Origin of the sequence: Streptomyces sp. NPDC002588 (assembly GCF_040295925.1) — a bacterium.
Classification (GTDB): Bacteria; Actinomycetota; Actinomycetes; order Streptomycetales; family Streptomycetaceae; genus Streptomyces.
This window is the reverse complement of record NZ_JBEOWF010000044.1, coordinates 1-21,913: the sequence shown is the minus strand read 5'-3', so window position 1 is coordinate 21,913 and position 21,913 is coordinate 1. Positions and strand designations below refer to the sequence as shown.

At 72.1% G+C, this 21,913-nt stretch carries 20 protein-coding genes; 10 read left to right on the top strand and 10 right to left on the bottom strand.

The genetic code is table 11. The features are described 5' to 3' along the window. Positions 1–5: 5 nt before the first annotated feature. The gene (locus tag ABT057_RS37840; RefSeq protein WP_352348441.1) at positions 6–734 is read right to left on the bottom strand and encodes a ZIP family metal transporter; all 729 of its coding nucleotides are present in this window, start codon (positions 732–734) and stop codon (positions 6–8) included. A gap of 98 nt (positions 735–832) precedes the next feature. On the opposite strand from ABT057_RS37840, the gene cobM reads away from it, so the two are divergent. The 5 genes from cobM to cobC are packed head-to-tail and all read left to right on the top strand — an operon-like array spanning position 833 to position 6,601. Beyond that, a complete protein-coding gene (cobM, locus tag ABT057_RS37835) occupies positions 833–1,651 on the top strand; it encodes a precorrin-4 C(11)-methyltransferase (protein ID WP_352348440.1) in 819 nt (272 codons plus the stop codon). Continuing rightward, on the top strand, positions 1,648–2,883 hold the full coding sequence (gene cbiE / locus ABT057_RS37830; protein WP_352348439.1) for a precorrin-6y C5,15-methyltransferase (decarboxylating) subunit CbiE: 1,236 nt from the start codon (positions 1,648–1,650) through the stop codon (positions 2,881–2,883). The genes cobM and cbiE overlap by 4 nt, the downstream gene beginning before the upstream one ends. After that, entirely contained in the window at positions 2,880–4,562 is a 1,683-nt protein-coding gene (gene cobJ, locus ABT057_RS37825; RefSeq protein ID WP_352348438.1) for a precorrin-3B C(17)-methyltransferase, read from the top strand. The genes cbiE and cobJ overlap by 4 nt, the downstream gene beginning before the upstream one ends. 46 nt (positions 4,563–4,608) lie before the next feature. Next, a complete protein-coding gene (locus ABT057_RS37820; RefSeq protein WP_352348437.1) occupies positions 4,609–5,550 on the top strand; it encodes a sirohydrochlorin chelatase in 942 nt (313 codons plus the stop codon). Continuing rightward, positions 5,540–6,601 carry an Rv2231c family histidinol phosphate aminotransferase CobC gene (cobC, locus tag ABT057_RS37815; protein ID WP_352348436.1) on the top strand — a complete coding sequence of 354 codons (1,062 nt, stop codon included), beginning with the start codon at positions 5,540–5,542 and terminating at the stop codon, positions 6,599–6,601. The genes ABT057_RS37820 and cobC overlap by 11 nt, the downstream gene beginning before the upstream one ends. Here the strand turns inward: cobC and ABT057_RS37810 are convergent. The 9 genes from ABT057_RS37810 to ABT057_RS37770 form a co-directional block, all read right to left on the bottom strand. After that, positions 6,549–8,423, bottom strand: coding sequence for a DUF2264 domain-containing protein (locus tag ABT057_RS37810; RefSeq protein WP_352348435.1), 1,875 nt, complete (start codon positions 8,421–8,423; stop codon positions 6,549–6,551). The two genes, cobC and ABT057_RS37810, sit on opposite strands and share 53 nt — an antisense overlap. After that, a complete protein-coding gene (locus tag ABT057_RS37805) occupies positions 8,420–9,484 on the bottom strand; it encodes a LacI family DNA-binding transcriptional regulator (RefSeq protein WP_352348509.1) in 1,065 nt (354 codons plus the stop codon). The genes ABT057_RS37810 and ABT057_RS37805 overlap by 4 nt, the downstream gene beginning before the upstream one ends. A 41-nt stretch (positions 9,485–9,525) precedes the next feature. Beyond that, complete coding sequence (locus ABT057_RS37800) at positions 9,526–11,175, bottom strand: type 2 periplasmic-binding domain-containing protein (protein ID WP_352348434.1); 1,650 nt, start codon at positions 11,173–11,175, stop codon at positions 9,526–9,528. Positions 11,176–11,244: 69 nt separating this feature from the next. Then, entirely contained in the window at positions 11,245–12,132 is an 888-nt protein-coding gene (locus ABT057_RS37795) for a carbohydrate ABC transporter permease (protein WP_352348433.1), read from the bottom strand. Further along, on the bottom strand, positions 12,129–12,983 hold the full coding sequence (locus tag ABT057_RS37790) for an ABC transporter permease (protein WP_352348432.1): 855 nt from the start codon (positions 12,981–12,983) through the stop codon (positions 12,129–12,131). Before ABT057_RS37790 ends, ABT057_RS37795 begins: the two co-directional genes overlap by 4 nt. A 295-nt stretch (positions 12,984–13,278) precedes the next feature. After that, complete coding sequence (locus ABT057_RS37785; RefSeq protein ID WP_352348431.1) at positions 13,279–14,376, bottom strand: amidohydrolase family protein; 1,098 nt, start codon at positions 14,374–14,376, stop codon at positions 13,279–13,281. A gap of 25 nt (positions 14,377–14,401) precedes the next feature. Then, positions 14,402–15,196 carry an amino acid ABC transporter ATP-binding protein gene (locus ABT057_RS37780; protein WP_352348430.1) on the bottom strand — a complete coding sequence of 265 codons (795 nt, stop codon included), beginning with the start codon at positions 15,194–15,196 and terminating at the stop codon, positions 14,402–14,404. After that, entirely contained in the window at positions 15,193–16,026 is an 834-nt protein-coding gene (locus tag ABT057_RS37775; protein ID WP_352348429.1) for an amino acid ABC transporter permease, read from the bottom strand. The genes ABT057_RS37780 and ABT057_RS37775 overlap by 4 nt, the downstream gene beginning before the upstream one ends. Further along, positions 16,023–16,880, bottom strand: coding sequence for a transporter substrate-binding domain-containing protein (locus ABT057_RS37770; protein ID WP_352348428.1), 858 nt, complete (start codon positions 16,878–16,880; stop codon positions 16,023–16,025). The genes ABT057_RS37775 and ABT057_RS37770 overlap by 4 nt, the downstream gene beginning before the upstream one ends. Before the next feature lie 184 nt (positions 16,881–17,064). Between ABT057_RS37770 and ABT057_RS37765 the strand changes: the two genes are divergently transcribed. The 5 genes from ABT057_RS37765 to thpD all read left to right on the top strand — a co-directional run bounded on the left by ABT057_RS37765 (position 17,065) and on the right by thpD (position 21,719). Further along, the gene (locus ABT057_RS37765) at positions 17,065–18,165 is read left to right on the top strand and encodes a pyridoxal-phosphate-dependent aminotransferase family protein (protein WP_352348427.1); all 1,101 of its coding nucleotides are present in this window, start codon (positions 17,065–17,067) and stop codon (positions 18,163–18,165) included. Positions 18,166–18,515: 350 nt separating this feature from the next. Further along, complete coding sequence (gene ectA / locus ABT057_RS37760) at positions 18,516–19,031, top strand: diaminobutyrate acetyltransferase (RefSeq protein ID WP_352348426.1); 516 nt, start codon at positions 18,516–18,518, stop codon at positions 19,029–19,031. Between the two features lie 50 nt (positions 19,032–19,081). Continuing rightward, positions 19,082–20,353 carry a diaminobutyrate--2-oxoglutarate transaminase gene (gene ectB, locus ABT057_RS37755; RefSeq protein ID WP_352348425.1) on the top strand — a complete coding sequence of 424 codons (1,272 nt, stop codon included), beginning with the start codon at positions 19,082–19,084 and terminating at the stop codon, positions 20,351–20,353. 53 nt (positions 20,354–20,406) lie between these two features. Further along, positions 20,407–20,826, top strand: a complete 420-nt coding sequence (locus tag ABT057_RS37750; protein WP_352348424.1) for an ectoine synthase — start codon at positions 20,407–20,409, stop codon at positions 20,824–20,826. A gap of 5 nt (positions 20,827–20,831) precedes the next feature. Then, positions 20,832–21,719 (top strand): ectoine hydroxylase, encoded by an 888-nt coding sequence (gene thpD, locus ABT057_RS37745; RefSeq protein WP_502974031.1) that lies wholly within the window; start codon positions 20,832–20,834, stop codon positions 21,717–21,719. Positions 21,720–21,913 lie beyond the last annotated feature (194 nt).

The window sequence follows — 21,913 nt, the reverse complement described above, 5'->3', positions numbered from 1 at the left end:
GGACGTCAGCCGGCGAGGCCCACCACCAGCCAGATGAAGGCCGCGCCCGCGATCGTGCACAGCACGGTCGAGCGGGCGGGGTGCTCGTGATGGGCCTCGGGCAGGATCTCGGCGGCCGCCAGATAGAGCAGCGCGCCGCCGAAGAGGCCGAGATAGCCGCCGAGCAGTTGCCCGGGGATGGTGACGAAGGTCGTCGACGCGGCGCCGACCACCGGTGCCGCCGCGTCCGCGAACAGCATGGCCAGCGCCTTGCGGCGGGCGTTCCCGTACATGCTCGCGATCGTGTACGTGTTGAAGCCGTCCGCGAAGTCGTGGGCGATCACCGCCAGGGCGACCGCCACGCCCATGCCGCCGCCCACCTGGAAGGCCGCGCCGATCGCGACGCCGTCCATGGCGCTGTGGCCGACCATCGCCGCGGCCGCCGTCAGGCCCACCTCGGGGGCGCGGCCGTCGTGCTCCTCGGCTCCGTGCGAGGCCTGCCGGACCGCCAGCAGGCGTTCCACCAGATGGGCCAGCAGGAAGCCCGCGACGAACAGCAGGAGCGCTGCGGGCACGCCGAAGACCTCGGTCCCGGCGGTCTCCAGGGCCTCCGGCAGCAGGTCGAGTCCGACGACGCCGAGCATCAGCCCGCCGGCCAGGCCGAGGACGAGGTGGCGGCGGTCGGTGACACGCTGTGCCGTCCAGCCGCCGGCCAGCGTCATGAGGAACGCGCCGAGCGCGACGAAGACCGCCATGGGCCCCTTGCTATCCGATCGACCCCCGATCGCGCACATCCGCGCCCGTCACCGAACCGGTAAGACCCGTTATGACTCGTATGAGAGGACACGAACCCATGGCCGATGCCCCCGCCGGCAAGGTGACCTTCGTCGGTGCCGGCCCCGGCGCCGCCGATCTGCTGACGTTCCGCGCCGCGCGTGCCATCGCCGAGGCGGACGTCGTGATCTGGGCCGCGAGCCTCGTCCAGGCCGAGGTCCTGGAGCATGCGCGGGAGGGTGCGGAGATCCTCGACTCGGCGACGATGTCCCTGGAGGACGTGGTCGCCGTGTACGAGCGGGCGCACCGCGACGGAGCCAGGGTCGCACGCATCCACTCGGGCGACCCGGCCCTGTGGGGCGGTACCCAGGAACAGGTCGACCGGTGCCGGGAGATCGGCATCGAGACGGAGATCGTGCCCGGTGTGTCGTCGTTCTCCGCCGTCGCCGCGCTCGCCGGGCGGGAGCTGACCGTTCCCGAGGTCGCGCAGTCCGTGATCCTCACCCGGCTCGGCGGCGGCAAGACGCCGATGCCGCCCGGGGAGGAGGTGCGCGAGTTCGCCCGGCACGGCACCACCATGGCGGTCTTCCTGTCCGCGGCCCGCAGCGGGCAGCTGGTGCGGGAGCTGCTGGAGGGCGGCTACCCGACCGACACGCCCGTGGTCGTCGCCTACCAGGCGACCTGGCCGGAGGAGCTGGTCGTGCGGTGCACGATCGGCACGCTGGAGGAGACCGTCAAGGAGCACAAGCTCTGGAAGCACACCCTCTTCCTGGTCGGCCCGGCCCTCGACGCGCACGGCACCCGCTCGCACCTGTACCACCCGGGTCACTTCCACGGCTTCCGCAAGGCCGACCCCGCGGCCCGGCGGGCCCTGCGCGAGCGGGGGGCCAGTACGTGATCACGGTCTTCGGCACGGGTACGGGGGCCCCGCCCGGTCCGGACGAGCTGGCCGGGGCGGAGCTGGTCGTGGGCGGGCGGCGGCACCTGGACGCCGTACGGCTGCCGGACGCCGCCGAGCGGATCGTCCTCGGACCGCTGGCACCCGCCCTCGACGCGGTCGCGGAGTACGACGCGAAGGACCGGGCCGTGGCCGTGCTGGCCTCGGGCGATCCGGGCTTCTTCGGGATCGTGCGGGTGCTGGCCGAGCGGTTCGGGCCGGAGCGGCTGGATGTGCGGCCGGGGGTCCCCTCCGTCGCCGCCGCCTTCGCCCGGATCGGGCTGACCTGGGACGACGCCGTCGTGGTCAGCGCGCACGGGCGGGCTGCCCGGACTGCCGTCAACGTCTGCCGGGCGCATCCCAAGGTGGCCGTGCTGACCGGGCCCGGCGCCGGGCCCGCCGAACTGGGGGCGGCACTCGCGGGGTCGGGGCGGGTGCTCGTGGTCGCGTCGGCGCTGGGCGATCCGGCGCGCGAGCGGGTGGAGCGGGTCTCGCCCGCCGAGGCCGCGCGGCGGGACTGGGGTACGGCGGTGAGTGTCGTCCTCTGTCTGGACGAGGCGCGCGCCCTCGGTCCCGTACGGACGCTGGCCGGCGGGGGTGGGCGGCCTGCCGGATGGGCGCTGGCGGAGGACGAGTTCGCGCACCGCGACTCGATGATCACCAAGTTCGAGGTGCGGGCCCTGGCCCTGGCCCGGCTCGGGCCGCGCCCCGGCGACCTGGTGTGGGACGTGGGCTCCGGTTCGGGGTCCGTGGCCGTGGAGTGCGCGCGGCTGGGCTCGGCCGTCAGCGCTGTGGAGAAGTCCCCGGACGGGGTGGCGCGGATCCGCGCCAACGCGCGCGCCCATGGCGTCGACGTGCAGGTCGTGCACGGCACCGCGCCCGGGGTACTGGCCGAACTCGACGACCCTGATGCCGTGTTCGTCGGCGGGGGCGGGCGGGAGCTGGCCGGCGTCGTGGGCGAGTGCGCGCGGCGGGCCCGGCGGACGGTGGTCGTGGCGATGGCCGCCCTCGACCGGGTCCCGGCGGCCCGGGCCGCGCTCTCGGACGCCGGGTTCGCCGTGGAGGGCGTGCTGTTGCAGTCGTCCCGGCTCGCGCCGCTCCCGGGTGACGTGACCCGGCTCGCGGCGACCAACCCCGTGTTCCTGCTGTGGGGAAACAGAACCCCCCTCTCAGACGAAGGAGTCGCTCAGTGATCGGCCTCATTTCCGCCACCGCGGCGGGGGCGGCGGCACGTGACCGGCTGGCCGCGGCCTGGCCGGACCGCACGCGCGTGTACGAGGGCCCCGTGGGGGACGCCGTGCGGCGGGCGTTCGCGGAGTGCGAGCAGCTCGTGTGCTTCCTGGCGACGGGGGCCGTCGTCCGGCTCGTCGCTCCGCTGCTCGGCGACAAGGCGTCGGACCCGGGGGTGGTGTGCGTCGACGAGGGCGGTCGGTTCGCGGTGTCGCTGCTCGGCGGGCACGGCGGCGGGGCCAATGAACTGGCCGTCGAAGTGGGTGGGTTGCTCGGGGCGGAGCCGGTGGTGACCACGGCCACGGACGCCGTCGGCATCCCTGGCCTCGACACCCTCGGGCTCCCCTTCGAGGGCGATGTCGCCGGGGTGACCCGCGCCCTGCTGGACGGGGAGCCGGTCGCGCTGGAGGCGGAGGTGGCGTGGCCGCTGCCGCCGGTGCCGTTCGCCCGGGAAGGGGCGTACACCGTGCGGGTCACCGACCGCGCGGCCCCGCCCGCCGACCGGGAGGTGGTCCTGCGCCCGCCGTCCCTCGTCGTCGGCGTCGGCGCGTCCAGAGGGGCGCCGGCGGAGGAGGTCCTCGGGGTGATCGAGGGCGCCCTGCGGGACGCGGGCCTGTCTCCTCGCAGCGTCGCCGAACTCGCCACCGTCGACGCCAAGGCGGAGGAACCCGGCATCCTGGAGGCCGCCGCTCGCCTCGGTGTTCCGCTGCTGACGTACTCCGCCGGGGAGTTGGCCGCGGTGGCGGTGCCGAACCCCTCCGCCGCGCCGCTCGCCGCCGTCGGCACGCCCTCCGTGGCGGAGGCCGCCGCCCTGCTGCGCGGGGGTGAACTCCTCGTGCCCAAGCGGAAGTCGGACGGGGCGCCCGCGATGGCGACCTGTGCCGTCGTACGGCGTCCGGGGCGCGGACGGCTCGCGGTGGTCGGGCTCGGGCCGGGCGCCCGGGACCTGCTCACGCCGCGCGCGAAGGACGAGTTGCGGCGGGCTTCGGTGCTCGTGGGGCTCGACCAGTACGTCGACCAGGTCCGCGATCTGCTGCGGCCCGGCACCCTGATCCTGGAATCCGGCCTGGGCGCCGAGGAGGAGCGGGCACGGACCGCCGTCGCGCAGGCCCGGCTCGGGCACGCGGTCGCGCTGATCGGCAGCGGCGACGCCGGGGTGTACGCGATGGCCTCGCCTGCGCTCGCCGAGGCGTCCGACGACATCGACGTGGTCGGGGTGCCGGGCGTGACCGCCGCGCTCGCGGCCGCCGCGCTCCTCGGTGCGCCGCTCGGCCACGACCATGTGTCGGTCAGCCTGTCCGACCTGCACACGCCTTGGGAGGTCATCGAGCGGCGGGTGCGGGCCGCGGCCGAGGCGGACATCGTGGTCACGTTCTACAACCCCCGCTCCCGGGGCCGCGACTGGCAGCTGCCCAAGGCGCTCGCGATCCTCGCGGAGCACCGGGAGCCGGCGACGCCCGTCGGTGTCGTGCGCAACGCCTCGCGCCCCGACGGGTCCGCGCGCGTGACGACCCTGGCGGAGCTCGACCCTGCGACGGTCGACATGATGACCGTGGTGACCGTCGGCAACACGGCGACCCGGAACATCGCGGGGCGCATGGTGACGCCCCGCGGCTACCGCTGGCAGGAGGAGCCGAAGTGAACCGCGCCCTGCCCCACCACCCTGTTTCACAGTTCGAGGAGAAACCGTGACCACCCCGCCGCCCGCCCTGCTCATCGCCGGCCATGGCACCCGGGACGATGCCGGAGCCGAGGCGTTCCGCGACTTCGTCCGGGAGCTGGGGCGCCGCCATCCCGAACTGCCCGTCGCGGGCGGCTTCATCGAGCTGTCCGCTCCCCCGCTCGGCGAGGCGGTGACCGAGCTGGTCGGGCGGGGCGTGCGGCGGTTCGCCGCGGTGCCGCTGATGCTGGTGTCCGCCGGGCACGCCAAGGGGGACATCCCGGCGGCCCTGGCCCGGGAGAAGGAGCGGCACGCCGGGATCTCCTACACGTACGGGCGTCCGCTGGGCCCGCATCCGGCGCTGCTGAGCGTCCTGGAGCGACGGCTCGAGGAGGCCCTCGGGCAGGGGGCGCGGACGCCGGAGGACCGGTCGGACGTCACCGTGCTGCTGGTCGGGCGCGGTTCGACGGATCCGGACGCCAACGCCGAGGTGTACAAGGCGGCGCGGCTGCTGTGGGAGGGGCGCGGGTACGCGGGCGTGGAGACGGCCTTCGTGTCGCTGGCCGCGCCGGACGTGCCGAGCGGTCTGGACCGGTGCGTGAAGCTGGGGGCGCGGCGGATCGTGGTCCTGCCCTACTTCCTGTTCACCGGGATCCTGCCGGAGCGGGTGCGGCAGCAGACCGAGGGCTGGGCGGCGGCGCACCCGGAGGTGGAGGTGCGCTCGGCGGACGTCATCGGGCCCGAGCCGGAGCTGCTCGACCTGGTGTGGGAGCGCTACGAGGAGGCGGTCGGGGGCGATCTGCGGATGAACTGCGACTCGTGCGTGTACCGGATCGCGCTGCCCGGGTTCGAGGACAAGGTGGGGCTCCCGCAGCAGCCGCACTTCCACCCGGACGACGACGGCCATCACCACGGGCACCACGGGCACCACGGGCACCACGAGCACAGCGGACACGCCCATGCGCACTGACGGGCACGATCTCCGTCACCACGGGGACGCCGAGGTCAGGGACGGGGGCTCGGCGCTGGTCGACCTCGCCGTGAACGTCCGCGCGGACACGCCGCCACGCTGGCTGCGCGAGCACATAGCCGAGTCCCTGACCTCGCTCGCCGCCTACCCGGACGGGCGGGCGGCGCGGGCGGCGGTGGCGGCCCGGCACGGGCTGCCGGTGGAGCGGGTGCTGCTGACGGCGGGCGCGGCGGAGGCGTTCGTGCTGCTGGCACGGGGCCTGAAGGTCCGTCAATCGGTGGTCGTGCACCCGCAGTTCACCGAGCCGGAGGCGGCGCTGCGGGACGCCGGGCACCGCGTGGACCGGGTGGTGCTGCGGGCGGAGGACGGCTTCCGGCTGGATCCGGCGGCCGTGCCCGAGGACGCCGACCTGGTGGTGATCGGCAACCCGACGAACCCCACGTCCGTGCTGCACCCGGCGGAGACGATCGCGGGGCTGGCCCGGGACGGGCGGACCCTGGTGGTCGACGAGGCGTTCATGGACGCGGTGCCCGGCGAGCGCGAGGCCCTCGCCGGGCGCACGGACGTCCCCGGTCTGGTCGTGCTGCGCAGCCTGACCAAGACCTGGGGGCTGGCCGGGCTGCGGATCGGCTACCTCCTCGCCGCGCAGGAGACCGTCGCCGAACTGGAGCGGGCGCAGCCGCTGTGGCCGGTGTCCACGCCCGCGCTGGCCGCGGCCGAGGCGTGCGTGTCGCCGCGGGCGCTGGCGGAGGCGGCCCACGCGGCCCACCGGGTCGCGGCCGACCGCGCCCATCTCGTCGCCGGGCTCGAGGAGTTCGCGGCCGACGGGGTGCGGGTGGCCGGGCCCGCCGAGGGTCCCTTCGTCCTGGTCCGGATGCCCCGGGCCGCCGCCGTCCGCCGGCACCTGCGGGATCTCGGCTTCGCGGTGCGGCGCGGGGACACCTTCCCCGGGCTCGACGAGGAGTGGCTGCGGCTGGCGGTGCGGGACCGGGTGACGGTCAACTCCTTCCTCCAGGCACTGGACCAGGCGGTGACGCTGGCCCGGCGGTGACGCGTTCGCGGGTGCCGTCCGGGAAGCGGACCTCCACCGTGCCGTCGGCTTCGACGGTCGCGGCCGCACCGGTGTGCGGGGCGTCCCGGCCGAGGACGACGAGGGTCACCAGAAGCGGGCCCGCGCCGTCGAGGACGGGCGTCGCGGAGTGCCGTCCGCAGGCGTTGGCGTCCACGGCGCGTACGACGGTGCCGGCCGCGTCGCCCCAGCCGTGCAGGGCGACGAGCGCGCTGGTGAGGCCGTCGGCGCGGCGGGCCAGCGCACGGCCGGGGCCGGTGTCCGCGACGGGCGGCGCGGCGTCGTCGGCGACGGCCCAGCCGCCCTCGCGCACCGGGGTGCCGGGCGGCGCGTCGACGCGGTGCACCCGGATCTCCCACGGCCCGCGCACCACGCTCACGGTGTCGATCCCCCCGTCCTGCCGGGACCGGGCAGTCCGGCCCTCGGCCGCCAGGGGACGGATGCGCCCCCGCTGCGAGGGCGTCCCGTCGGGCGCGAGCAGGGCGATGTGGTTGTCGGGCCCGGCCGGGGTGTCGGGGGCGGTGGCGCTGGAGTAGGCGAGCTTGGCGTAGTGCGGGCTGTCGTCGGCGGTGGCGGGCGGCGGCGGGAGCCGGTCGCTGCCGTGGTTGACGAGCCGTACGATCCCGTCGGCCGCGGTCGAGTGCAGCAGCCAGCCCGGTGCGGGCAGCGCGAGGGTGGTGTCGGCGGTGTCGACGGGACCGGGTTCCTCGGTGGCCGTCCACACGGGGTGGTCCTCGGGCAGCAGGAGGCCGAGGAAGGCCTTGCTCGCCCAGTAGGGGGAGGCGGGGCCCGAGTAGCGCTGGGTGACGGGGACGAAGGGCCGGTACCAGCCGAGGGTGAGCAGGCCCCGCTCGTCGGGCACGCCCCGCTCGGCGAAGTGCTTCAGCGCGCCCGAGGCGAGGCGCCGGGTGCGGCCGGGGGGCAGCGGGGTGGCGTCCGCGAGGGCGCCCGCCCAGAGGGGAGCGGTCGTCGCGAACCGGTAGGTGAGGGAGCGGCCCTGATGCACCGGGGCGCCGTCGGTGCCGAAGAAGTGCTGGTGGGCGGTGAGGAACTCGCTCAGTCTCGCCCGGTGCCGGGCCACCGTCCCGGCGTCGGCGCGCGGGCCCGCGATCCGCGCCCACAGCACCGGGTACAGGTGCAGGGCCCAGGCGTTGTAGTAGTCGAACTTCCGGCCGTCGCCGTCGGTGTACCAGCCGCCGCCCCGGTACCAGTCGTCGAGGCGGGCGAGTCCCGCGTCGATCTCGGCGCGGCTGTGCGGGGCGCCGACGGACGCCAGGAACTCCTCGGTGATGACCTGGAACAGCCGCCAGTTGGAGTCGTTGACGTCCGCGCCGACGAACCCGCCCAGCCAGTCGACGACCCTCGCCCGCACCGAATCGTCCAGGTGGTCCCACAGCCAGGCACGGGACTCGTGCAGCGCGACGGCGACGGAGGCGGCCTCGACCATCGGCTGGGAACGGTCGGCGATGGGCGGCCAGTGCTCGGGGTGGTGCGGATCGGTACCGGCGGCGAGCCCGGCGGCGTACCGCTCGACGAGGGCGGGGCCGACCCTGCCGTTCGCACCCGCGATACGGAAGGCGGCGAGCAGGAAGGAGCGCGCGAACCCCTCCAGCCCGTCGGACCATGGGCCGGAGTGGCTGGGCGGGCCGGACAGCCGGTACTGGGCGAGACCGGGAGTCGCGTACGGCGCCAGCCCGTCGAGCAGCCGGTCGGCGGTGGCCTCCCAGTGGGCCCGGGTCCAGCCGGTGAGGGGCGAGAGAAGGAAGTCGGACTCGGGAAGGTGCGTCAGGGTCGGCGCGGTCATACGGGGGTAGGTCCTCCGTCGGTCGGTGGTGGGGCCACGCTTCGGCGTACGACGATGTGGGTGCCGAGCAGGTGGTGGGTGCCGGCGGCGTGTTCGGGGTCGCGCAGGGCGATGCGGACGGCGGCGCGGCCGAGTTCCTCGGCGGGGGTGCGGACGGTGGTGAGGGGCGGGTTGAAGTCCTCGGCGAGCGGGATGTCGTTGTAGCCGACGACGGAGACGTCCTCGGGGACCCGCAGGCCGGCGTCGGCCACGGCCCGCAGCGCGCCGGCCGCGACCATGTCGTCCCCGGCGAAGACGGCCGTGAACTCCCGTGTCTCCTTGAGGAGTTCCGTCATCGCCCGGAGGCCCGCCGCCCGCCCGAGACCGCAGTCGACGACGCGCGCGGCCGCGGGCGGCTGCCCGTGCTCGGCGAGCGCCGCCCGGTAACCGGCGACCCGCGCGTCCAGTGCGGTGTTGCCGGGCAGCCCGCCGAGGAAGACGATCCGGCGGTGCCCGGCGGACAGCAGGTGCCCGGTGATCGCCCGGGCTCCGGCCTCGTTGTCGAACTCGACGACCAGCGCGGGGATGCCGGGATCCGGCGCCGGCCGCCCGCACAGCACCAGCCGGGCGCCGGTGGCGTCCAGGGCCTGCGCGTAGTGCGCGACCCGCTCGCGGTACGCGTCGTCCTCGACGACCCCGCCGACGAGGATCACCAGGCGCGCCCCCTCCTCCCGCATCAGCTGCACGAAGTCCATCTCGCGCTGCGGGTCCCCGCCGGTCGCGCCGACCACGCACAGCCAGCCCCGGTCGGCGGCCTCGGCCTCCACGCCCTCGGCGACCTGGGCGTAGAAGGGGCTGGTGACCTGGCGGACGACGACGGCGGCCATCTTGCGGCCGCCGCCGACCAGGGCGCGGGCGTGCGCGTTGGCGACGTAGTCGAGCTCGCGGGCCGCGCGCAGCACCCGCGCGCGGGTCGCGGCGGGCACCGGGTGGTTGCCGCTGAGCGCGCGGGACGCGGTGGCCATGGACACGCCCGCCCGTTCGGCCACCTCGCGGATCGTGACCCGTTGCCTGGACGCCATCTCGTTCCCCATCCCCGCGTCTCCTCAGTGACGAGCGGCTGTCAGGTGTTGGCCGCATGGTCCTTCGCCAATTCCTCGGCCATTCTGTCGCCGCCCCGGCTGCGCCATTTCTTCACCGTGGTGTCCCATTCGGAGAGCGGGAGGCGTCCGGCGACGATCCCGGTGACGGCGTCCTCGATGAGCGCTTTGAGCGTGGTGCCCTGGGCGTTCTTCGTGGCGGACTGCAGACCGTAGGAGGCGTTGCGGACGGCGTACGGCACCACCTTCTGCTGCCAGGCGTGCAGGGCGCGTACGGCGTCGGGCATGCCCGGTACGAACAGCACCTGGGGCCCCTCGGCGAGGTACTTCAGCGGCAGGTTGGTGTTGTTCTCGACCTCGCCGAGCTTCGTGGGCTGCGGGGAGCCGTCCGCGCCGCGGGTGAAGTGGGTGCCCTCGACGCCGTAGTGGACGAGTTCCCACTCCTGGCTACCGAAGGGGGCCGCGAGGTAGTCGAGGAGGCGCAGCAGCAGTTCGATGCGCTCCTTCTTCGCCTTCTTCAGGACGGTGTAGCCGAAGGAGCGGCGGGCGGCGACGATCCCGCCCGGCTTGCCGTCCACGCTGTACGGGAGTGCGGCCGCCGGGGTCATCTTGCCCTGCGTTTCACGGTACTTGGGCAGGTACGCGCCGAAGCCGTCCTGCATGGAGCCGACCGTGCCGTTGTAGTAGAGGGTGACCAGGTCGATCTGGGAGATGGAGGTGGCGTCGGGGAGGTAGCTGCCGGCCTTGCGCAGGCCGGACTGGAAGGCGATCGAGGCCTTGAAGCGTTCGTCGGCCCAGCCCGGCAGGAAGACGCCGTCCTTGGAGACGGCCCACTCCTGGGGCGCGTTGTGGGCGGCGGAGTGCACGGCGTTGCAGAAGAGCGAGCCGGTGGCGGCGCCGAGCGCGTACCGCTTGCCGCCGGTGGCCCGCTTCGCCACGGCGGCGAAGTCCTGGGACGTCCAGCCTTCCTTCATGCCGGCGTCGGTGAACGTGTCCTGGTTGAGCCAGAGGGTGGAGCCGGGCAGCGGGCGTTCCAGGGGGATGCCGTAGAGGCGGCCGCCGATGCGGCCCATGTCCCGCCAGGCGTGGGTGGGGATGTTCGCGAGGTTGGGGTAGTCGGCGACGGTGTCGCCGGAGAGGTACGGCGTGAGGTCCTCCGCCCGCCGCTGCACGAACTCGGCTTCGCGGGGCAGCACGAACCCGGAGTACAGGTTGATGACGTCCGGGAGTGCGTCCGGGTCGGCGGCCATCACGGTGGCCATCTTCTTCTGGTAGTCGGCCTGGGAGACGATCGTGTACTCGATCTTCACGCCGAGAGCCTTCTCCACCGCCGCCCAGAACCGGTTGGCGGAGGCGGGCTTGGGCGGGGTGCCGAAGGACACCGTCATGACCTTGACGGTGGAGCCGTCGCCGGGGGTGCGGGAGACGGACTTGACCAGGTCCGCGGGGTAGGAGGTGAAGCCGGCCTGGACACCGGCCCCGGTGGGCGCGAGGTCGGGCTTCGGGCCGGTGGCGGGCTTGTACGCGGGCCAGGGGGCGAGCTTCTTGCCGGCGTTGGAGACGTCGCTGTCACCGGATCCGGTGGAGCAGGCGGTCAGCAGGGCGGGGGTGGAGATCGCGGCGCCGCCTGCGGCCATGGAGCGCAGGAGGGTGCGTCGGGACATGCTGGGCATGGGCAGGTCACCTTTCTGGACGCGGCTCTTGATGACGGGTCGGCCGACGCGAGTCGGCCCGGGTGCGGGTCAGCTCTTGATGGCTCCGGTGAGCACGCCCTTGGTGAAGTACTTCTGCAGGAAGGGGTAGACGAGCAGGATCGGCACGGTGGCGATCACCAGCACCGCCATCTGCACGGTCTGCGGGGCGGTGACCGTGCCCTCCCCGGTGGTCGCGTCGGTCAGGCCGGAACCGGCCACCACATAGGTGCGCAGCACCTGTTGGAGGGGCCAGTGGTCGCTCTCCAGGTAGAGCGAGGCGTAGAACCAGGAGTTCCAGTAGGCCACCGCGTAGAAGAGGCCCACGACGGCCAGCGCGGCCTTGGACAGCGGCAGGACGATCGACACGAGCACCCGCCAGTCCCCGGCTCCGTCGAGGCGGGCGGCCTCGTACAGCTCCTCGGGGATGCCCTGGAAGAAGCCGCGCAGGACGACGAGGTTGAAGACGTTCACGAGGACGGGCAGGACCAGCGAGGCGTAGCTGTCCAGCAGTCCCAGCTCCTTGACCAGCAGGAAGCTCGGGATCATGCCGGGCGGGAAGAGGAACGTGAACAGGATGAGCAGCAGCGCCGGCCGGCCGCCGAGGACGCCGGGGCGGGACAGGGCGTAGGCGAGGGTCACCGTGCAGACCAGGCTGAGCAGGGTCCCCACGACCGTGACGCCGGCGCTGACGCCGAGGGCGTGGGTGACGATGCCGCCGTCGAGGATGTCGCGGTACGCCTTGAGCGAGGGCTCGGTCGGCCACAGCACCCAGCCGCCGTTCGCCACGACCTCGTCGGTGGAGGCCAGCGAGGTCGACACGATGACGAGGAACGGCACACAGACCAGGAGCACGACGACGACGAGGGCGAGGGCCTTGCCCGCCTGGGTCACCGGCTTCGGCTTCTCCATCCAGCCGGGCCGGACATGGCTGCTCACTTGTAGACCCCCTGTTCGCCGAGGCGGTGGGCGACCTTGTTGGCGGCGTAGACGAGGAGGGCGCCGATGACGCCCTTGAACAGTCCGGCCGCGGCGGCGAAGCCGTAGTCGCCGCCGACGATGCCGCGGTAGTAGACGAAGGTGTCGATGATCTCGGCGGCCTCGGGGCCGACCGCGTCGCGCTGGAGCAGCATCTGCTCGAAGCCGACGGAGAGGATGTCGCCGAGCCGCATGATCAGCAGCAGGACGACCACCGGGCGGATGGCGGGCAGGGTGACGTGCCAGAAGCGCCGCCAGGGTCCGGCCCCGTCGATCGCGGCGGCCTCGTACTGCTGCTCGTCGACCTGGGCGAGGGCGGCGAGGAAGATGATCGTGCCCCAGCCGGCGTCCTTCCAGATCACCTGAGCGACGACGAGCGGCTTGAAGGCGTCGGGGTTGCCGATGATGTCGACAGTGTGCAGGCCCATGCCGTCCAGGCCCGAGTTGAGCAGGCCGGTGTCGCCCAGCAGTTGCTGGAACAGGGCGACGACGATCACCCAGGAGATGAAGTGCGGGAGGTACGCCACCGACTGCACGAGGCGGCGGACGCTGCTGAAGGTGAGGCTGTGCAGCAGCAGGGCGAGGGCGAGCGGCACCGGGAAGTAGAAGACCAGCTGGAGGACGGCGATCCAGAGGGTGTTGAGGACGGCGGCCCAGAACTCGTCGTCCTGGAACATCCGCTGGAAGTTGCCGAACCCGACCCACGGGCTGCCCCAGAGGCCGTCGAACGGGACGTACTCCTTGAACGCGATGACGTTGCCGGCCAGCGCGCCGTAGTGGAAGAGCAGGAAGTAGGCGAGGCCGGGCAGCATGAGGAGCAGGAGAGACCGGCCCTGAAAGCGTTTTCGTCGTACACGCCGGACTTCTGCCACGGATTCCCCTTCACTTCTGCGGGTAGGAGCGATGAGGAAGTTAAAACGCTTTCATGCATGGGTCAACACTCCTGACAAAGAAAAGGAGTTGGCCCAGGTGAGAGGCGTGTGCCCACCTGGACCAGGGAGTGAAAACGCTTGCCAGATCAGTCAGTTGCGGTCAGCGCGCCGACGGGAGCCGGTCTCGATTCCCCCCCGGCACACGTGTTCTCCGCAGTCACCCTCGGCAGAGGGCTCAGCCCATGACGGTCCCGTTCAGCACCACCCGGAGCGGCGCGGCGAGCACCCGGACGTCGGCGCGCGGGTCGGTCTCGTGGACGACGAGGTCCGCCGGCGCGCCCTCCTCCAGGCCCGGGCGTCCGAGCCAGGCGCGGGCCGCCCAGGTGGTCGCGGCCAGGGCTTCGACGGGCGGGATGCCCGCCGTCACCAGTTCGGCGACCTCGCCCGCGACCAGCCCGTGCGGGAGGGAGCCGCCGGCGTCCGTGCCGACGAAGACCGGGATGCCGGCGTCGTACGCGGACCGCACGGTGTCGTAGCGCCGCTCGTGGAGCCGGCGCATATGGGCCGACCAGCGCGGGAACCTGTCCTCCCCGCCCTTGGCGAGCCGCGGGAAGGTGGCGATGTTGACCAGGGTCGGGACGATCGCGACGCCGCGCTCGACGAACAGCGGGATGAGGTCCTCGGTCAGGCCCGTGGCGTGTTCGACGCAGTCGATGCCCGCCTCGACGAGGTCGCGGAGGGAGTTCTCGGCGAAGCAGTGGGCGGTGACCCGGGCGCCCAGCCGATGGGCCTCCGCGATGGCCGCCTCGGCCTCGGCCCGCGGCCAGCTGGGGGCCAGATCGCCCACCTCGCGGTCGATCCAGTCGCCGACCAGCTTGACCCAGCCGTCGCCGCGCCGGGCCTCCCGGGCGACGTACGCGACCAGGTCATCGGGCTCGATCTCGTGGGCGAAGCCGCGGATGTAGCGGCGGGTGCGGGCGATGTGCCGGCCGGCCCGGATGATCTTCGGGAGGTCCTCGCGGTCGTCGACCCAGCGGGTGTCGGAGGGCGAGCCCGCGTCACGGATCAGCAGGGTGCCCGCCTCGCGGTCGGTCAGCGCCTGCTTCTCCGCCACGTCCGCGTCCACCGGACCCTCCGGGCCCAGACCGACATGGCAGTGGGCGTCGACCAGGCCGGGCAGCGCCCAGCCCTCCACGGTCCGGACGTCCCGGGCGCCGACGGGCCGGTCGTAGGAGATCCGGCCGTCGACGACCCACAGCTCGTCCCGGACGTCGTCGGTGTCGGGTCCGGTGAGGACTCGCCCCTTCACGTGCAGCACCGCGCGATCGCTCATGCACAGCACCATAGCCAGTGGCCGGCTACCGGTCCGCCTTGCCGGCCTGCTCGGAGGTGCCCTCCTCGACCTGGGCCATCGCCGGGTCGAGGAGGCGGGACAGGAAGTGGCGGGTGCGGTCGTGGCGGGGGGCGCCGATGACCTGGGCGGGGGCGCCGTCCTCGACGATCACGCCGCCGTCCATGAAGACCACCCGGTCGGCGACCTCGCGGGCGAAGGTCATCTCATGGGTGACGACCATCATCGTCATGCCCTCGTCCGCGAGCATGCGCATGACGGCGAGGACGTCCCCGACGAGCTCCGGGTCGAGCGCCGAGGTCGGCTCGTCGAACAGCATCACCTCGGGGCCCATGGCGAGCGCCCGGGCGATCGCGACGCGCTGCTGCTGGCCGCCGGAGAGGGAGGCCGGGTAGGCGTCCGCCTTCTCAGCGAGGCCGACGCGTTCCAGGTTCTCGGCGGCGGCCTTCGCGGCGGCGGCCTTGCCACGCCTCAGCACCCGGCGCTGCGGGAGCGTGAGGTTCTCGGTCACCGACAGGTGCGGGAAGAGGTTGAACTGCTGGAAGACCATGCCGATACGGCGGCGTACGGCGTCGATGTCGACGTCGGGATCGGTGAGTTCGGTGCCGCCGACGAAGACCTGGCCCCCGCTGGGCTCTTCGAGGAGGTTCACGCACCGCAGCAGGGTCGACTTGCCCGAGCCGGACGGGCCTATGACGCAGACCACCTCGCCCTGGCCGATCTCCAGGTCGATGCCGCGCAGCACCTCGTTGGCGCCGAACGACTTGCGCAGGCCGCGTACTTCGATTTCCGGTCGGCTCATTTCACGGCCTCCTGGGCCTTCGCCTCCATACGGCGCACGACGAAGCCGAGCGGGATGGTCACCAGCAGGTAGCACAGGCCGGCGACCAGGATCGGCGTGGAGTTGGCGTAGGTGCTGGCCAGGTCACGGCCGTACTTGGACAGTTCGTACTCCTCCGTGGTGACGCCGAGGAACAGGACGAGGGAGGAGTCCTTGAAGAGGAGCACGAGTTCGTTGGTGAGCGGCGGGAGGATGATCCGGAACGCCTGCGGGATGATGATCGAGACCATGGCCCGGGCGGGCGAGAAGCCCAGCGAACGGGCCGCCTCCATCTGCCCCTTGGGCACGGCCTGGATGCCCGCCCGGATCGTCTCCGCCATGTAGGCGGCGGCCACCAGGCCGAGCGCGAGGGCGACCTTGCCGTAGGTGCCGCCGACGATCTCCGAGTCGGGGAAGGCCAGCGGGATCGCCACGCCGATGAAGATGAAGATCAGCAGGGCGGGCAGACCGCGGAAGATCTCGATGTAGACGCCGGCCAGCCAGCGGTAGGGGCCCACCGAGGACAGCCGCATCAGCGCGATCACCAGGCCCAGCGCCAGCCCGACGGCGAAGCCGGACACCGTGTAGAGCACGGTGTTCTTCAGCGCCAGCGTGATGACGTCGGGGAACATCTCCTTGGCGATGTCCCACTGGGCGAACTGGTTCTTCAGCCGGCCCCAGTCGGCGGAGACGGCGAAGGCTGCCACCGCGGCGACGAAGACCACGTACTGCGCGCCCCTCGACAGCCGGCGCTTCTGACGTCGGGTCAGCCCCTTTCTGCGGGGCTGGAGTCGTACGTCCGCGCCGGTCATGACGCGGAGGCGGAGGGGGACGCGGCGGACTCCTCGTAAGGGCCGATCCACTTCTCGTACAGCGTCTTGTAGGTGCCGTCCGCCTTGGCGTCCGCGAGTGCCTTGTCGATCGCGGCGAGGAGCTCGGTGTTGCCCTTCTTCACCGTGAAGCCGTACTGCTCACCGGTGTTGATGTTGTCGGCGACCTTGAAGGCGTCGGCGTTGGCCTTGTCCTTCAGCCAGCCCTGGACGACCGGGTAGTCGATGACGACGGCCTTGACCTGACCGGTGCGCAGACCGTTGAGGACGGCGTCCGAGGAGTCGAAGGAGACCGGGTCGAAGCCCTGCTTCTTCACATAGTCCTCCCCGGTGGTCTGCGCCTGGGTGCCGATCTTGAGGCCCTTGGACTTCACATCGGCGAGGGAGGTGACACCGGCGTCCTTGTCGGCCAGGACGGCCTGGGTGGCCTCGAAGTACGGGTCGGAGAAGTCGACGTTCTTCTTGCGCTCGGCGGTGATGGTCATGCCGGCCGCGGCCAGGTCGCACTCGCCGGAGTTGAGGAAGGCGCCGGTCTTGAAGTTCTCGAAGGGGGTGTCGAGGATCTTCTGCTGCACGCCAAGGTCCTTGGCGACGAGGTCGATCAGCGAGACGTCGAAACCCTGCACCTTGCCGTCTATCTGTGACTGGAAGGGCGGGTAGGGCAGGTGGGTGCAGGTGGTGAGCTGACCGGCCTTGACCAGTTCGACGCCGCCCGCGGCGGTCTTCGAGCCGCTGCCTCCGCCGTCCTTCGAGGTACAGGCGGCCACGAGCATCAGCCCGGCCGTCGCGGTGATGGCGGCCAGGACGCGGGTGCGTCGCCCGGGGAGCGTGTTCACGGCGGGCCTTCCTGTAAGGGAACCATGAGAACTATGGGTTCCGATTATAAGGAGATGTTTGACTATCCCAAACCAAACCGATGGTTGCAGGGCTCCTCAACCTACGAACCAGCCAGTCCGGAGGGTGAGGGGGTGCCGGATACTCTCGTGACCTCTACCCCGAGAGTGAAGAGAGAGCACCGCCGTGACACACCCGTTCCTGGACCTGGCCCCGCTCAGCGCAGCCCGCTTCGCCTCGATCGAGGACCGGGTGGCGCGGCTGCTGAGCACCGAGCAGGACGTCGTGATCATGCAGGGCGAGGCGCTGCTGCCGCTGGAGGGGGCGATCCGCGCGACGGCCGGTCCGGGCACGACGGCGCTGAACGTGATCACCGGTCCGTACGGGCAGACCTTCGGCGACTGGCTGCGGGACTGCGGTGCCACGGTGATCGATCTGGCGGTCCCCTTCCACACGGCGGTGACGGCCGCGCAGCTCCGGGACGCCTTCGCCGAGCACCCGGAGATCGACTTCGTGTCGCTGGTGCACGCGGAGGCCGCTACCGGCAACACCAACCCCGTCGCGGAGATCGGTGCGGCGGTACGGGAACAGGGGGCGCTGTTCTATCTGGACGCCGTGGCGTCCGTCGGGGCCGAGTCGGTGCTGCCGGACGCGTGGGGCGTGGACCTGTGCGTGATCGGCGCGCAGAAGGCGATGGGCGGACCGGCGGGTGTGTCGGCGGTGTCGGTGAGCGAGCGGGCCTGGGCGCGGATGGCCGCGAACCCCGGGGCGCCGCGCCGGTCGTACCTCTCCCTGCTGGACTGGAAGGAGAGGTGGGTCGACGGCGGCCGCAAGGCGCTGCCGCACGCTCCGGCGCAGCTGGAGATGCTGGCCCTGGAGGCGTGCGTGGCACGGATCGAGGCGGAGGGCCTGGAGATCGTCATGGCCCGGCACGCGGCCGCCGCGGCGGCGACGCGCGCGGGGGCCGTGGCGCTGGGCGGGGGCCTGGAGCCGTATGTGCACGACGCGGCGGAGGCGGCTCCGGTCGCCACGACGCTGCGGACGCCGTCGGGTGTGGCGGCGTCGGAGCTGGTGGCCCGCGCCCTGGCACTGGACCCCGCGCTGCCGCTGGCGGCGGGAGGCGGCGCACCGGCCAAGGAGATGATCCGGGTCAACCACTACGGGGCCGACGCCACGCGGGGTGCGGTGCGCGGGAGCCTGGTGGCACTTGGGGCGGCGCTGACGGAGAAGGGACTGGACGTGGATGTGACGGGGGCGCTGCGGGCGGCGGAAGAGGCCTGGGGGTAGAACCGGGTCACGTGGCCGCGGCGGGAACACCGGTTCCGTGATCATGCCGGACGGGGCCAGCCGGCATTCTTCGCGAGCATATCGCCGAAGTTACGGGATTCTGAATTCACCGCCATTACCGAATTCCGACCCGCGACGGCTTTCCCATGTTCTTCTTCCCCCGTTCTCCGCGGCTAAACACCATGGATTTCGAGGAGGTTGCAGGCGCGTGACGCATTGCACAGAACCAGCGTTCTGCGGCTTTTGGCCTACCACAAACACCGCATAACGTCTCCCAGCCTCAGTGGCATCACGGAATCCCCACGGCCCCTCCATGCGTTATTGAATTTCCCTGGGTAAGTTCCTTCCGCATGACTGCCGCACAAGCAGACCTCCGCATCGACCGCCCCTCCACGGCGGACGGGGCCGCACTCTGGCGTATTGCCAAGGAATCCGGAAACCTCGACCTGAACTCGTCCTACAGCTATCTGCTGTGGTGCCGCGACTTCGCCGGCACCTCGGCCGTGGCGCGCGCGGAGGACGGGGAACCGGTCGGGTTCGTCACCGGATACGTACGGCCTGCGGATCCCCACACCCTGCTGGTCTGGCAGGTGGCGGTGGACTCCGCGTACCGGGGCCGCGGTCTCGCCGCCGCGCTGCTCGACGGACTCACCGCGCACGTGGCCGCCGAGCGCCCCCTGACCGCCGTCGAGACCACCATCACCCCGGGCAACACCGCCTCCGAGCGGCTGTTCACCTCGTACGCCGCCAGGCACGGGGCCGCACTCAGCCGCGAGGTGCTGTTCGACTCCGGGCTGTTCCCGGACGGCCCGCACGACCCCGAGGTGCTGTACCGCATCGGCCCCCTCGCCCCCCAGAGCCTCTGACCCCCACCCCCACCCCTCCCCACTCCCCCCACACCGAGGAGCGATTCGTCGTGACCATCACCCAGCCCGACCTCACCGTGTTCGAGACCCTCGAGTCGGAGGTGCGCAGCTACTGCCGCGGCTGGCCCGTCGTCTTCGACCGTGCGCAGGGCAGCCTGATGTACGACGAGGACGGCCACCGGTACCTGGACTTCTTCGCCGGTGCAGGGTCCCTCAACTACGGCCACAACAACCCCGTGCTGAAACGGGCGCTGATCGACTACCTGACGCGCGACGGCGTCACCCACGGGCTCGACATGTCGACCGTGGCCAAGCGGTCGTTCCTGCAGACCTTCCGGGATCTGGTGCTGCGGCCGCGCGACCTGCCGTACAAGGTCATGTTCCCGGGCCCGACCGGCACCAACGCCGTGGAGTCCGCGCTGAAACTGGCGCGGAAGGTGAAGGGCCGCGAGGCGATCGTGTCGTTCACCAACGCCTTCCACGGCATGTCGCTGGGGTCCCTCGCCGTCACCGGCAACGCCTTCAAGCGGGCCGGAGCCGGGATTCCGCTGGTGCACGGCACGCCCATGCCCTTCGACAACTACTTCGACGGGACCATCCCGGACTTCCTGTGGTTCGAGCGGCTCCTCGAGGACCAGGGCTCCGGGCTCAACAAGCCCGCCGCGGTGATCGTGGAGAGCGTGCAGGGCGAGGGCGGGATCAACGTGGCCCGGCCCGAATGGCTGCGCGCCCTCAAGGAGCTGTGCGAGCGGCAGGACATGCTGCTGATCGTCGACGACATCCAGATGGGCTGCGGACGCACGGGCGCCTTCTTCTCCTTCGAGGAGTCCGGCATCACGCCCGACATCGTCACCGTGTCCAAGTCCATCAGCGGGTACGGGCTGCCCATGTCGCTGTGCCTGTTCCGGCCGGAGCTCGACGTGTGGGAGCCGGGCGAGCACAACGGCACCTTCCGCGGCAACAACCCGGCGTTCGTGACGGCGACGGCCGCCCTCGAGGCGTACTGGACCGACGGGTCCGCGATGGAGAAGCAGACCCGCTCGCGCGGGGAGCAGGTCGAGGAGGGGCTGATCTCCATCACCGAGGAGAACCTCGCCGACGTGAAGGAGTACCGCGGGCGCGGGCTGGTGTGGGGGCTGGAGTTCCACGACAAGGAACGGGCCTCGCGGGTCGCGCGCCGCGCGTTCGAACTGGGGCTGCTCATCGAGACGTCCGGCCCGGAGGGCGAGGTCGTCAAGCTGCTGCCGGCCCTGACCATCACCCCCGAGGAACTGGACGAGGGGCTGAGCGTCCTGGCCCGCGCCGTCCGCGAGACCGTCTGACCGCGGGCGGCGGAGAAACGAGAGAGACGAGAGAGACGACAGAGAGGGACGCGATGATCGTCCGTTCGTTCAAGGACATCGAAGGCACCGACCGGCATGTGCGGGCCGCGTCCGGCACCTGGGAGAGCAAGCGGATCGTGCTGGCCCGGGAGCGGGTCGGGTTCTCCCTGCACGAAACGATTCTCTACGCCGGTACCGAGACGTCGATGTGGTACGCCAACCACATCGAGGCCGTGGTCTGTGTGCAGGGCTCCGCCGAGCTCACCGACCACGAGACCGGGAAGTCGTACGCGATCACTCCCGGAACCATGTACCTCCTGGACGGCCATGAGCGGCACACGCTGCGCGTCCTGGAGGACTTCCGCTGCCTCTGCGTGTTCAACCCGCCCGTGACGGGCCGGGAGGACCACGACGAGAACGGCGTCTATCCCCTGCTCACCGAGCCCGAGCTCACCGAACCCGAGGAGGTGTGAGTACCGTGACCACGCTCACCGATCTCTATCCCACCCGCGGCACCACCGAGGTGTCCGTCCCCCGCCAGGACCCCGTCGTCTGGGGCTCTCCGAGCACCCCGGGCCCGATCCCCGCGGCCGACCTCCAGACCTACGAGCGCGACGGCTTCCTCGCCGTCGAGCAGCTGATCGGCGATGAGGAAGTCGCCGTGTGCCGGAGGGAGTTGGAGCGACTCGTCACCGATCCGGAGATCCGGGCGGACGAGCGCTCGATCGTGGAGCCGCGGTCGAAGGAGATCCGGTCCGTCTTCGAGGTGCACAAGCTGAGCCCGGTGTTCGCGGCCCTGGTGCGCGACGAACGGGTCGTCGGGCGGGCCCGGCAGATCCTCGGCTCGGACGTGTACGTGCACCAGTCGCGGATCAACGTCAAGCCGGGCTTCGGGGCCGGCGGCTTCTACTGGCACTCCGACTTCGAGACCTGGCACGCCGAGGACGGGCTGCCGAACATGCGGACGGTGTCCGTCTCGATCGCGCTGACCGAGAACCTGGACACCAACGGCGGGCTGATGATCATGCCTGGCTCGCACCGGACGTTCCTCGGCTGCGCCGGCGCCACACCGAAGGACAACTACAAGAAGTCGCTGCAGATGCAGGACGCGGGCACCCCGTCGGACGAGGCGCTGACCTCGATGGCCGACGCCCACGGCATCAAGCTGTTCACCGGCAGGGCCGGTTCGGCGACCTGGTTCGACTGCAACTGCATGCACGGGTCCGGCGACAACATCACGCCGTACCCGCGCAGCAATGTGTTCATCGTGTTCAACAGCGTGGAGAACACGGCCGTCGAACCCTTCGCGGCCCCGGTGCGCAGGCCCGAGTTCATCGGCGCTCGGGACTTCACACCGGTCCGCTGACGTCCGGTGCGATGCCGGCCGGGCGGCCCTGGTCGCGGCGACGGACACCGGCTCGCACCTGCTCGAAGAGATCGAGCAGGTGCGGCGCGAGCCGGCCCCTAGGGCCCTTCTGATGGATCTCCGCGGGAGAAGGAGCGGCGTTCGGTGCGTGCTCTCGGCGTGCCGGGCGGAAGCCCTCGTAGCGGAGCTACTAG